The sequence below is a fragment of the Duganella sp. Root336D2 genome (assembly GCF_001425005.1).
Taxonomy (GTDB): domain Bacteria; phylum Pseudomonadota; class Gammaproteobacteria; order Burkholderiales; family Burkholderiaceae_D; genus Rugamonas.
Map to the genome: position 1 here is coordinate 81,042 of NZ_LMDB01000038.1, position 12,638 is coordinate 93,679.

Consider the following 12,638-nt stretch of genomic DNA (forward strand, 5'->3'; position numbering starts at 1 on the left):
AGGCGCTCCAGGAAAGGAAAACCGGCAGCTTACATCATGTGGGTGATTGATCTGGACATGCCTGCGTGGCACCATGTTCGCCATGCGCAACTATCTTGTCTTCCTGTGGCTCCTTGCCGCTGCGGCCCATGCGTCCCCGCCCGGGAACGCCTATGCCACTATCGACTGGCCAAACAAGCTGAACCCGCATTTTGTCCCCCTTGGAGCAGGGCGCTTCCTGGTTTCGACGCGCAGCGGAAAACTCGTTTGGGACGCCGAAATGAACAGTTTTGGCGAGCCGGCGGGTTGGCCCCTGCACACGGCTATCGGCGGCGACTGGACCCCGCTGGGCGACGGAGTCCTGGTGGAGGGCCGCGCGCACGACGATGACGGCAATCCGGTCAGGAGCCTGGTCTGGTGGAACAAGAAGGCCGCAACGTTTTCGCCGCCGCTAGTACTGCCGTCGGCGAGCTACCCGTCGGCGCTGGTGCCGCTGGACGGCGACACGGTTTTGGCTTGCATGGGCAGCCCGTCGCACGGCACGCGGGCGGTGCTGGTGTCGCTGCGGCAGGGTATTCCCACCATCATTAACGAACCTGCACCGGCGCTGCGCCAACTGCTGGCAGCGAAAGGCGTCACGGGACCCGTCGATGGCATCGGCCAGTCAGATGCCGGCAGCGCGCCGGTACGCTTTGAGATTGCCTTTTGCGGCTGGCAGATGCGCAATCCACCGCAGGGGCTGGCCAATGGCAAGCAAGCGGTCAAACCCCAGTACTTGCCGGATGGCCGTATTGTCATCGCTGCGGGCGAACCGGCGATCGACACCCCGTATATCTGGGATCCACAGCGCGAGCAATGGGAGGCCTTTACCAGCAAGCCCCCCGTCAGTGCACGGCTGGTCAGCGGTTTCGCCGCGGACGACGAGGTGGTGGCGCTTGGAGGCTCCAGCAACAAATATGCCGATTTCCTGGACCCCGCCACCCTGCGCTGGACCCGCTCCCAGGACGTAGCGGCTATAGATAGCCCGGATCCCGCCCTCGCACCTCTCGGCAAAGGGCGTGTGCTGGCTTTCCTGCGCGAGCATGGCCGCGTGGTGTTGCTGCAGCAGCTACACCGTGCGAAAGCGGGCGAATTCCTGTACTCGCATGGCGCGGGCGCCGATGTCCTGGCGCCAGGTGGCAGGCTGTATCTGCTGGATGGGGGGGATCCGGGGCAACCGATCAATCGTCCGGAAGCGGTCGGGGGCGAAGCGGATGGTACGCCGCAAGCCATTGCGCCGCTGCCGCTGCCCCTTGGCAGCTTGTCGGCCGTCGCGCTGCCCGACGGCAGCCTGCTGGCGTTCGGCGGCCGGCGCACGTACCGCGAGGCGATGCCGGCGCCAGCCTTCCGTTACGACGCAAGGCAAGACCGTTGGGAGCCGGCGCCGGGACTGGAAGTGGGCTATGCCGCGGGCCAGTTGGAAAGCACGGAGGGTGGCGCCCTGATATCGGAATGGCCGCGCGGCGATTTCCTGCTCGACCGGCACGGCACGCTGGCAGTGCTGGACGGCGCTGATCTGCTGCGCTGGCGTCCCGGCGCGGTAGCGCGGCGCATACCGCTGCCACGGCCGCATACTGCTGCGACGCTGCTGGAAACGACGGATGGCCGCCTGCTGGTCGTGGGCGGTACGACCGGGACCGGCGCCCCGAACCCGGTGAGTGATCTGTTCAGCCCTCGCAGCGGCCGCTGGCAGCGGGGACCGAAGCCACATGTGGCGGGCGGACGCGCCGTGCGCATGGCCGACGGCAGCATTTTCAAGGTGACGCTGGCCGACGCTCGCGTGCGCGCCGAGGTGGCAGGGGCAGCGCTGGCGCGTTGGAAGCTCCTGCCGCCGCCGCCGCTGCAGTCCTTTTCGCTGTTGCAGCTGGTGGCTGTAGGACGGGACGTTGTCCTGCTGCCGAACAACCGGTCGCAACTGGCTTTGGTCTGGAGCAGGCAGCGTGGCTGGCGCACCTGGCGCATCGCTACGGAATTCGCGCCAACGGCACTGGTTCCTGCCGGCGGCCGCCGCGCCGTGGCACGGGATTGGAACCGCTACGCACTGGTGGAGCTACCGCGATGATCCGGGAATTGTTTGCAGGACTGGCCTGCCTCATGCTGTTGGGTGGGCGATGCACAGCGTATGCGCAGCCGCTGGCGGCGCGCGAAGTGGCGGAGATCAAGCGGGAAGCCTGGCGCAAGAAGCGTGAAGAAGACGCCCCTGGCGGCGCCTGGCAATCGCTGGACCGCGACAAGCTGGTGCGCCTGATGCGCATGCCCGAGTTTGTCGGCATGGAGCATGAGCCCAAGGCATTGCTGGTCGACCTGGCGGGCGAATGGGACTTGATGCGCTTCGACAAGCCGTCGGATGTCCAGGCCAGGTGGGCTGCCTGGTATCCGGATCGCGGGTTCGACAAGGTGGTCGGGGACCAACGTGCCAACCTTAATCGCGCCGGCTCCTTCCATTCCGAACCGCAGTACAGTCCCGAGTCCGGCGCTGCGATCGCTTTGCAGCATTGCCTGGCTACACCGGCCTGGCACGTGCGTCACAAAGATCCGATGCTCTGGGCGGTCGAGCAGGGCGCGGGGTGGGAGGAACCGAACGTCTTCGATTTCGGGCAATGCGTGCTGCAGCAGGTGGACGACGTGAGCGTGAGCTATCCGGGCCGGCCCGCTACAGCGCGCGGCAAGCAGTCCGCAGCCATCCTCGAACAGAAGCTCAGTGCCTTCCTGATGTCGGGGCAATGCACCGTGGGCGGGCCGGATGCGTGCTTGTCCCTGCTGCACGCGCTGCACTCGCTGAACCGGCAAGCGCCGCAACTGCCCGGTATCCTGCAGCGCCTGGCGGGACCCGGCGAGCGCTTCGCCCTGCCCGCCGCGCTGGCAGAGCGCCCGGGCAACGCCACGCCGGACGAATTGTCCCAACTGCGTGCACTGCGCGAGCGCGCCATGCTGCGGGCGATCTATTTGTCGGTCAAGCTGCCCAATACGGTGCAGCAGCCGGACGCCTGGCCGGACGGGGAACTCGAACGTGAACTGGCCATTCTGGTGGAACTGACCGTGTTCCAGCGCCAGGGGGCGTGGGTCAACGCCCGTCAGGACGGCCTGGAGCTTGACCGACTCCAGGAGCGCAACCCGTGGGCGCGAATTGCTCCGGGTGGCGTGCTGCCGGAGCGGCTGGCTCAGGCTCTGGAGGCGCTGGGAGCGCAGGCGGCTGCGGCGCCAGGCTGCAGGCTGGCCGAGTTGCAGGTCAGTGAACTGCCGTGGCAGTATTGGCTGGGTTTTGCATTGGCCAGGCTGCAGATGGGGCAAGACGAATGCCGGATCCTGGCCAGCAGCGTGCCGGTCGCGCGCCGGTACCAGGAGGCTGCAGAGGGCAATCCGGCGGCGTTGCGCGAAATCGCACGGTTGCGGCCTTTCCTGCAGCGCCAAGGGGCGGGGCGCGATGCAGTGCTGGCAGCCTTGGTCCAGGCCTGTGCACAGCCTCACGTGGCTCGGCAGGATCCTTGGCGCATATGCCGTGCTACCGCCCTGTATAATCGCCGGATTGAACAAGGCAACCAATAACAACCAACACTATGGCTTCACCTAACGATAACGCCAGCATGGCACTGTTCTGCGACTTCGAAAACGTCGCACTGGGCGTCCGCGACGCCAATTACGAGAAATTCGACATCAAGCCTATCCTGGAGCGCCTGCTGCTGAAGGGCAGCATCGTGGTCAAGAAGGCTTATTGCGACTGGGACCGCTACAAGGCTTTCAAGGGCCCGATGCATGAGGCCAATTTCGAGCTGATCGAAATTCCGCACGTGCGCCTGTCCGGCAAGAACTCGGCCGACATCCGCATGGTGGTCGATGCGCTGGACCTGTGCTATACCAAGGCCCACGTCAATACCTTCGTCATCATTTCGGGCGACTCCGATTTCTCGCCGCTGGTATCCAAGCTGCGCGAGAACGCCAAGCGCGTGATCGGCGTCGGCGTCAAGGATTCCACTTCCGACCTGCTGGTGGCCAACTGCGACGAATTCATCTTCTACGACGACCTGGTGCGCGAATCGCGCCGCCAGCGCCAGGCAACGCGCAATGACCGCGAGCAGCAGCCAAAGCGCTCTGCAGAAGAAGAGAAGCGCCGCCGCGAAGAGATGGAAAAGCGCCGCAACCAGTGCGTGGAAATCGCTTACACCACCTTCGATGCGCTGGCAGCCGAACGCGGGGAAGGCAAGATCTGGGCTTCCGTGCTGAAGGAGGCGATCAAGCGCCGCAAGCCGGACTTCAGCGAGTCGTACTATGGTTTCCGTACTTTCGGCAACCTGCTGGAAGAAATGAAGGCGCGCGGCCTGCTGGAATTCGGCCGCGACGAAAAGTCGGGCGCGTACGTGTACCGTAGCAGCCAGCCGGTTGTGCTGCCTGTTGTGGATGCGCCGGTCGAACAGGACTCCGGTGTCGTTATGGATGCCGAGGCGCAGGAAGGTGCCGAGGAATCCACCGCTCCTGGCGAGGCCGGCGAAGCACGCCGCGAACGCGAAGGCCGCGATAGCCGCCGCAACCGCGGCAACCGTGGTGGCCGTGGCCGCCGTGGCGAGGGCGATGCCGCTCCTGCCGCTGCAGTTGACGTGGCGGCAGATGCAGAAGTCGCTGCCGTGGCGGTGGTGGAAGAAGCTGTGCCAATCGTGGAAGCGCCAGCCGAAACACCTGCCGAAGCGGCACCGGCCAAGCGTACCCGTGCTGCAGCCAAAAAGCCGGCTGCCAGGAAAACCAGCTCGCGCGGCAGCAAGGTAGCGCAGGTCGCGGCCGAAGCGGCGGAAGCGGTGCAGCAGGCGGAAGCCGTGCTGGCGGCGGCTGCGGAAACTGCGGTAGTGGCTGAAGCGGCGGCAGTGGATGCGCCGGACGAAGCCAAGGCTGCAGCGCCAAAGCGGGCCAGGAAGCCGGGCATGCACAAGCAGCCCGCGCGCAGCAAGCTGCCGAAGAAGCCGAAAACGGAAGCTTAACGCCATACAACGCCGCGCGCCGCGCGGCGTTTCTTTTTCTGCCATACTCACGGGCACTATGCCCTTCATCTCTGAACTCTCCCTTTACCCGATCAAGTCCTGCGCCGGCTTGTCGCTGAAGCACGCGACCCTGACCCGCGCCGGCCTGATGACCGAGCAAGTCTACGACCGCGAGTGGATGCTGGTCGACGCCAACGGTGTGGCGCTGACCCAGCGCGAGCATCCGCGCATGGCGCTGATCGTGCCGCGCCTGAAGGCGGAAACCATGGAGCTGCGCGCCCCCGGCATGCTGCAGCTGGAAATTCCGCTTGGCTTGCCCGATCCTGAGACCGCGCCGGCCTTGCAGGTGCAGGTCTGGGAAGACAATGTGCTGGCCTATGATTGCGATGAAACCACCGCCACCTGGTTCAGCAAGTTCCTCGGCATCGAATGCCGCCTGGCGCGCTTCCATGCCAACGCCAGGCGCCTGACCAGCGGCAAGTGGACCAATGGCGAGCAGCACCCGACCCTGTTCTCGGACGGCTACCCGCTCCTGGTCATCGGCAGCGGCTCGCTGCAAGACCTCAACGACAAGCTGCAGCAGCAGGGCCGCCAGCCCTTGCCAATGAACCGCTTCCGCCCCAACCTGGTGGTGGGCGACCTGGATGCCTTTGAAGAGGACTACACGGAAGAATTCCGCATCGGCGGGGCTGCCCTGAAACCGGTCAAACCCTGCGCCCGTTGCCCGATGCCGTCGGTCGACCAGTCCAGCGGCGAATTCGGACCCGATCCGCTGGATATCCTGCAAGGCTACCGCGCCAAGCCGGAAGTCGACGGCGGCATCTGCTTCGGGATGAATGCAATCGTAATAACAGGTGATGGTATAAAACTATCGGTTGGCGACCCAATCGAGGTTACACTGTCGTTTTAGTAGTGAATATCGGCAGGGCGATGGAGATCACGCAGAAAATCACGGGCAAGCAGCCCACCCAGGCGGAACTGGCAGCGGAAAACCAGTCCCTGCGCGCCCGCCTTGCGTACCTGATCGAGCAGGCCGAACGCAATCATTCGATCATGACGCGCCACCAGGCGTTCGACCTGGAGATTGTTGGCGCGGCCAGCTTCCCCGAGCTGATTGGCACCATTTTCCGCACCCTGCCGGTGATTTCCGACCTGGATGCGGTGACCCTGGCCCTGGTTGACGTGGGTGACGATATCCGCACGGTGATGGAAAAACTGGGTGTCGATTTCGCCGATTTTCCCGACCTGCTGTTCGTGCCGGACGTTGAAAGCCTGGCCTTCGACCTCGATCCCGGCCTGGCGCCCAAGCCCTACCTTGGCATGTTCGACGCCCAAAAGCACGGCCGCCAGTTCGCGCTGCCGGGCATGCGCCTGCAAAGCGTGGGCATAGTGCCGCTGCTGCGCAACAAGCGGCTGATCGGCTCGCTGAACCTGGGCAGCCTGGATCCGACGCGCTTCTCGCCCAGCCTGGGCACCGATTTCGTCGAGCACATGGCGTCCATCATCGCCATCTGCCTGGAGAACGTGATCTCCAATGAAATGCTGAAGTACATGGGCCTGACCGATGCACTGACCGGGGTGTTCAACCGCCGCTACGTCGATCGCAGGCTGCTGGAAGAAATTGCGCGTGCGCGCCGGCAGTCGTATCCGGTGTCGTTCATGTATATCGACATCGACCATTTCAAGCGCGTCAACGACACGGTCGGCCACGGCGGCGGCGATGAAGTGCTGCGCGAGGTGGCCAACCGCATCAAGGCGGAGCTGCGGCTGTCGGATGCGCTGGCGCGCTTTGGCGGCGAGGAGTTTGTGGTGCTGCTGATCGATGCCGACCTGGAGAGTGCGACCTACGTGGGCGAGCGGATCCGGGCCGGTATTGCGGCCAGCATGATTGAGCTGTCGCACGGGGTGAAGGTGTCGATCACGGCCTCGGTGGGCGTGTCCAGCCTGGCGCAGGTGCCGGACGGCTCTACGCCGGAAGAGCAGGCGACGCAATTGATTGAGCAGGCCGACGAAGCGCTGTACCAGGCCAAGGAAGGTGGGCGCAATCGGGTGATCCGGTACGCTGCATGACGGCGGGTGACCGGTTCTAGGCCAGCAAATCGCTTTCGGCGCGCGCTACCTCTTCTGCCGTGCCGCGCAATACCACCACGTCACCCGCCTCCAGCGTGGTGCCCGCGTCCGCTTCCAGCCGCACCTTGCCGCGGCGGATGGCGGAGATTTCGGCCCCGGTTTCATCCAGCCCCAGGTCCTTCACGCACTTGCCGATGCACGACGCCTGCTCGCCCAGCGACACCGAATGCAGGCGCACCATTTCCAACTCTTCGCCGCTGTCGCTGGCGCCGTGGAAGTAGCCGCGCAGCGAGGCATAACGCTCTTCGCGAGCCCGCTGCACGCGGTGCACAACCCGGCGCAACGGCACGCCCAGCATCACCAGCGCATGGGAGGCCAGCATCAGCGAGCCTTCCATCAGTTCCGGCACCACTTCGGCGGCGCCGGCTTCCTTCAACCGGTCCAGGTCCGTATCGTCGTGCGAGCGTACGATCACCGGCAATTCCGGCGCCAGTTCATGCACCAGGTGCAGTACCCGCAGCGCGGAAGGGGTGGAGGCGTAAGTGATCACTACCGCCGAAGCGCGCTTGATGCCGGCTGCCACCAGCGACTCGCGCCGCGCCGCATCGCCGTACGACACATTGGCGCCGGCCGCCTGTGCCTCCTGCACCCGGATCGGGTCCAGGTCCAGCGCCTGGTAAGGAATCTTTTCTTCGGTCAGCAGCGTAGCCAGCGACTGGCCCGAACGGCCAAAGCCCGCCACGATCACATGCTTTTGCGCCGACATCGTGCGCGCCGCAATATTGGTCAGGTTCAGCGACTGCATCATCCACTCGTTGGCGGAGAACTTCATGACGATCCTGTCCGACTGCGCGATCAGGAACGGCGCCAGCAGCATCGACAGCACCATCGAGGCCAGCACCACCTGCACGACGAAGGGATCGACCAGTTTCATGCCGCCCACCACATTCAGCAGCACGAAGCCGAATTCGCCCGCCTGCGCCAGCGCCAGGCCGGTGCGCATGGCAGTCGAGGTGGAGGCGCCGAACAGGCGCGCCAGCCCGGCGATCAGGGCGAACTTGAGCAGTACGGGCCCGGTGAGCAGTACCAGCACCAGCCACCAGTTTTCCAGCACCACGCGCGCATTGAGCAGCATGCCGACGGTGATGAAGAACAGGCCAAGCAGCACGTCGCGGAAAGGCTTGATGTCCTCTTCCACCTGGTGCTTGTATTCGGTCTCGGAAATCAGCATGCCGGCCACGAATGCGCCCAGCGCCATCGACAGGCCGGCCTGCTCGGTGATCCAGGCCGCGCCCAGCGTCACCAACAGCAGGTTGAGCATGAACAGCTCCTGCGAGCGGCGCAGCACGACGATGGTGAACCACTTGCGCATCACCTTCTGGCCAACGAACAGCAGCAGGAGCAGCACCACCGCCGCCTTCAGGCCGGCCAGGCCCAGCGTCTTCGGCAAGTCGGCCGGATTTTGCGCCAGGGCCGGGATCAGGATCAGCAGCGGCACCACCGCCAGGTCCTGGAACAGCAGGATGCCGATGATCTTGCGCCCGTGCTCACTCTCCAGCTCGAGCCGCTCCGTGAGCAATTTGACGACGATGGCAGTGGAGGACATGGCCAGCGCGCCGCCCAAGGCAAAGGAAGCCTGCCAGCCGAGCTGGATCGAGGGCGGCAGCAGGAAATGGATGAGCCAGCCGAACAGCATGGTGGCGGCTATGGTGAGTCCCACCTGAGCCATGCCGAGACCGAATACGATCGAGCGCATGGCCATCAGCTTGGGCAGGGAGAATTCCAGCCCGATCGAAAACATCAGGAACACCACCCCGAATTCACCCAGCAATTCAGTGGCATGGCTTTGCTCGGCCAGCCCCATGGCATGGGGGCCCAGCAGGATGCCGACAGCCAGGTAACCCAGCATTGGCGGCAGGTGCATCATGCGGAAGGCAACGACGCCGAGGACGGCGCTGCCGAGGAGGAGGAGGGTCAGTTCAAGGGGGGAGAACATCCGTTGTTTGTTTTGTCTGGCAAGTTTTTTGCTTATCTAATTCGGCTATACTTCGGGCATGAGTTTAACCCATGAAAAAACAATGCTGAAATCTTTTGATGCCAAGACCGCAACACGCGCGCTGGAACTGGCGCGCGAGGCCCTGCAGATCGAAACGGACGCCCTGGCAGCGCTGAATGCGCGCCTGGCTACCGACGAGACCGTGGGCCAGGCTGTGTCCTTGTTGCTGCAATGCAAGGGCCGCGTCGTGGTGTCGGGCATCGGCAAGTCCGGCCATATCGGCCGCAAGATTGCAGCAACGCTGGCGTCCACCGGCACCCCGGCCCTGTTCGTGCATCCGGCCGAAGCCGCGCACGGCGACCTGGGCATGGTGACGCCGGAAGACGTGGTAATTGCCATTTCCTATTCCGGCGAAGCGGCTGAGCTGATGGCCATCCTGCCCGTGGTCAAGCGCATGGGCGGCCACGTGATTGCCATGACCGGCAAGCCCCAGTCGAGCCTGGCCAAGCTGGCCGACGTGCACCTGGACGTGTCAGTGGCCAAGGAAGCCTGCCCGATGAACCTGGCGCCGACCGCCTCCACCACCGTCACGCTGGCGCTGGGCGATGCGATTGCCGTGGCCCTGCTCGACCTGCGCGGCTTCAAGGAAGAAGATTTCGCCCGCTCCCACCCTGGTGGCGCATTGGGACGCCGCCTGCTGACGCATGTGCGCGACGTGATGCGCAAGGACGGCGCCATCCCGGCCGTGGGCATGGAGACGCGCCTGCCGGACGCGCTGCTGGAAATCACCCAGAAGGGCATGGGCATGACCGCCATCGTCGATGCCGGCAACAAGCCGGTCGGCGTATTCACCGACGGCGACCTGCGCCGCATGATCGAGAAGGTGCAGGACTTCACCAAGGTCGTGATCAAGGACGTGATGCACCTGAACCCGCGCAGCATCGGCCCCGACCAGCTGGCAGTGGATGCGGTGGCGGTGATGGAAGAATTCCGCATCAACCAGATGCTGGTGGTGGATCACGACGGCACGCTGGTTGGCGCGCTGCATATCCACGACCTGACCCGCGCCAAGGTGATCTGATGGCGTTCAAACGCGAAGACCTCGTGGCCCGCGCAGCCAAGGTGCGCCTCTTCATCTTCGACGTGGACGGCGTGCTGACCGATGGCAGCCTGACCTACGGCGCCGACGGTGAAATGGTCAAAACCTTCAACGTGCACGACGGCCTGGGCATCAAGCTGCTGCAGGAAGCCGGCATCAAGACCGCAATCATCAGCGCGCGGCGCACGCCGATCGTGCTGGCGCGCGCCAAGGACCTGGGCATCGATTACGTGCACCAGGGCGGCCACGACAAACTGACACCGTTCAAGGCCCTGTTGGCCGAACTGGCCCTGGCCGAAGAACAGGTCGCCTTCATCGGCGACGACGTGGTCGACTTGCCGCTGTTGAGCCGCGTAGGCTTCGCAGTCAGCGTGCCGAATGGCCGCCAGGAAGCGCAGCAGCGGTCCCACTACATCACCGAAGCTGCGGGTGGCCGCGGCGCGGTGCGCGAGGCCTGCGAATTCGTGCTGCGTGCAACGGGCAGCTATGACCGCGTGATGGCGCAGTTCCTGGTGTAAGGGAGCCGGCAATGCGTAACCAGAGGATCGCCCACCGCTTCCGCCTTTCGCTCGGCATGATTTTCGTGCTGCTGGCGGCGCTCGGCAGCTTCTACCTGCTCGAGTTGCTGAACCGTGCGGACGAACAGATGCAGGCCGATAAACGTTTGAACGAGCCGGACTACATCATCCATAACTTCTCTTTCGTGCGCATGTCGAAAGATGGCAAGCCGAGCTATATCATCGCCGGCGACAAGCTGACGCATCGCCCGATCGACGATTCGTCCGAGGTCGACAACCCGCGTGTGCGCAGCCTGGCCGGCGGGAAGCCGCCAATGGAGATCGTGGCAAAAACGGCGCGCGTGGAAGACGCCAACAGCCGCGTCACCCTGAACGGCAACGTCACCATCGACCGCGCCGCCGCGCCGGACGCGCAACTGCTGCACCTGGAATCGGACAAGCTGGTGATCTTCCCGGACGAAGACCGCATGGAAACCGACCAGCCGGTGAAGCTGCGCCTGGGGAATACCACCGCCTCGGCCAACAGCATGCGCGCCAACAATGCGACGCGCGAAATGCATCTGGCCGGCAATGGCACGCTGCAGCTTCCCCCCAGGGCTGCAGACCAATAACTGAGGAATGACTATGAAACGACTACTCTTGTCGGCAGCATTGCTGCTGGGAGTCGCGGCTCCGGCGCTGGCCGAGAAAGCCGACTCTTACAAGCCGACCAATATCAGCTATGGCTCGATGGATATCGACGACGTCAAGCAGGTCACCATCCTGCTGGGCGGCGTCAAGCTGACGCGCGGCACGCTGACCATGACGGCGGAGCGCGCCTACGTCAAGCAGACGCCGGAAGGCTACCAGCAGGTGACCCTGTTCGGCGACGGCAAGAAAGCCACCTTCCGCCAGAAGCGCGACGGTGCCGGCGACCAGTGGGTGGAAGGCGATGCCGACCGTATCGAATACGAAGAACAGGTTGAGCTGGTGAAGATGTTCAACAAGGCCACCATCCGCCGCCTGGAAGGCGGCAAGCAGAACGATGAAGTGCAGGGCGAGTTCATCTCCTACGACAGCCGCAAGGAGTTCTTCAGCGTGCGCAATACCGCGAGCGGCGAGAGCAAGCCGGGCGGCGGCCGCGGCACCATGGTGATCCAGCCGACCCGCACCGAACCGCCGGCAACGCCGCCAGCGGCTCAGCCAACCACCCCGCCAGCGGAGAAGAAGTAAGCATGCAAGCAAATACCTGCGCCAGCACGCTGGTCGTGCGCGGCCTCCAGAAAACCTATGGCAAGCGCCAGGTGGTGCACGACGTTTCGCTGCAAGTCGATTGCGGCGAAGTGGTGGGGCTGCTCGGCCCTAATGGCGCCGGCAAGACCACGTCGTTCTACATGATCGTGGGCCTGGTGGCCTCCGATGCCGGCACCATCGATATCGGCGGCACCGACGTATCGAGCCTGCCGATCCACAAACGCGCCACGCTGGGCCTGTCCTACCTGCCGCAGGAAGCTTCGGTTTTCCGCAAGATGACGGTGGAGGAAAATATCCGTGCCGTACTGGAAATCCAGAAGGTCGACGGCAAGCCGCTGCCCAAGGCCGAGATCAACCAGCGCCTGGAAGCGCTGCTGGCTGACTTGCAGATCGAGAAGCTGCGCGAAAACCCGGCCTTGTCCCTGTCCGGTGGCGAGCGCCGCCGCGTGGAAATTGCCCGCGCCCTGGCGACCAACCCGCGCTTCGTGCTGCTGGACGAGCCGTTTGCCGGCGTCGACCCGATCGCCGTGATCGAAATCCAACGTATTGTGCGTTTCCTGAAGGAGCGCAATATCGGCGTCCTGATCACAGACCATAATGTGCGGGAGACCCTCGGCATTTGCGACCGCGCCTACATCATCAACCAAGGCGCCGTGCTGGCTTCGGGCCGCCCGGACGACATCATTGCCAACGAATCCGTACGCCGTGTCTACCTCGGCGAACACTTCCGCATGTAA

The 12,638-nt window shown here is 64.5% G+C and carries 11 protein-coding genes; 10 read left to right on the forward strand and 1 reads right to left on the reverse strand.

Going from position 1 to position 12,638, the window contains the following annotated elements; translation table 11 throughout:
• The first annotated feature begins 46 nt into the window (after window positions 1–46).
• The 5 genes from ASD07_RS26755 to ASD07_RS26775 are packed head-to-tail and all read left to right on the forward strand — an operon-like array spanning window position 47 to window position 7,055.
• Window positions 47–2,080, forward strand: coding sequence for a hypothetical protein (locus tag ASD07_RS26755; RefSeq protein ID WP_055937820.1), 2,034 nt, complete (start codon window positions 47–49; stop codon window positions 2,078–2,080).
• Window positions 2,077–3,564 (forward strand): hypothetical protein, encoded by a 1,488-nt coding sequence (locus tag ASD07_RS26760; protein ID WP_055937823.1) that lies wholly within the window; start codon window positions 2,077–2,079, stop codon window positions 3,562–3,564. Before ASD07_RS26755 ends, ASD07_RS26760 begins: the two co-directional genes overlap by 4 nt.
• A gap of 11 nt (window positions 3,565–3,575) precedes the next feature.
• Window positions 3,576–4,985, forward strand: coding sequence for an NYN domain-containing protein (locus tag ASD07_RS26765; protein WP_055937826.1), 1,410 nt, complete (start codon window positions 3,576–3,578; stop codon window positions 4,983–4,985).
• Window positions 4,986–5,043: 58 nt separating this feature from the next.
• Entirely contained in the window at window positions 5,044–5,895 is an 852-nt protein-coding gene (locus ASD07_RS26770; protein ID WP_055937829.1) for an MOSC domain-containing protein, read from the forward strand.
• Between the two features lie 20 nt (window positions 5,896–5,915).
• Complete coding sequence (locus ASD07_RS26775; protein ID WP_055938544.1) at window positions 5,916–7,055, forward strand: diguanylate cyclase; 1,140 nt, start codon at window positions 5,916–5,918, stop codon at window positions 7,053–7,055.
• A gap of 16 nt (window positions 7,056–7,071) precedes the next feature.
• On the opposite strand, the gene ASD07_RS26780 is transcribed toward ASD07_RS26775, so the two are convergent.
• Window positions 7,072–9,051, reverse strand: coding sequence for a cation:proton antiporter (locus tag ASD07_RS26780; RefSeq protein WP_055937832.1), 1,980 nt, complete (start codon window positions 9,049–9,051; stop codon window positions 7,072–7,074).
• Between the two features lie 82 nt (window positions 9,052–9,133).
• Between ASD07_RS26780 and ASD07_RS26785 the strand changes: the two genes are divergently transcribed.
• Genes ASD07_RS26785 through lptB form a run of 5 tightly spaced genes read left to right on the forward strand, consistent with a single transcriptional unit; the run spans window position 9,134 to window position 12,638 of the window.
• Window positions 9,134–10,132, forward strand: coding sequence for an SIS domain-containing protein (locus ASD07_RS26785; RefSeq protein ID WP_200953862.1), 999 nt, complete (start codon window positions 9,134–9,136; stop codon window positions 10,130–10,132).
• A complete protein-coding gene (locus ASD07_RS26790) occupies window positions 10,132–10,668 on the forward strand; it encodes an HAD family hydrolase (RefSeq protein WP_055937838.1) in 537 nt (178 codons plus the stop codon). Before ASD07_RS26785 ends, ASD07_RS26790 begins: the two co-directional genes overlap by 1 nt.
• Window positions 10,669–10,679: 11 nt before the next feature.
• Window positions 10,680–11,279 (forward strand): LPS export ABC transporter periplasmic protein LptC, encoded by a 600-nt coding sequence (lptC, locus tag ASD07_RS26795; RefSeq protein ID WP_055937841.1) that lies wholly within the window; start codon window positions 10,680–10,682, stop codon window positions 11,277–11,279.
• Window positions 11,280–11,292: 13 nt separating this feature from the next.
• Window positions 11,293–11,880: a lipopolysaccharide transport periplasmic protein LptA gene (gene lptA / locus ASD07_RS26800; RefSeq protein ID WP_055937844.1), complete on the forward strand. Its 588-nt coding sequence runs from the start codon at window positions 11,293–11,295 to the stop codon at window positions 11,878–11,880.
• A gap of 2 nt (window positions 11,881–11,882) precedes the next feature.
• Complete coding sequence (gene lptB / locus ASD07_RS26805; RefSeq protein ID WP_055937847.1) at window positions 11,883–12,638, forward strand: LPS export ABC transporter ATP-binding protein; 756 nt, start codon at window positions 11,883–11,885, stop codon at window positions 12,636–12,638.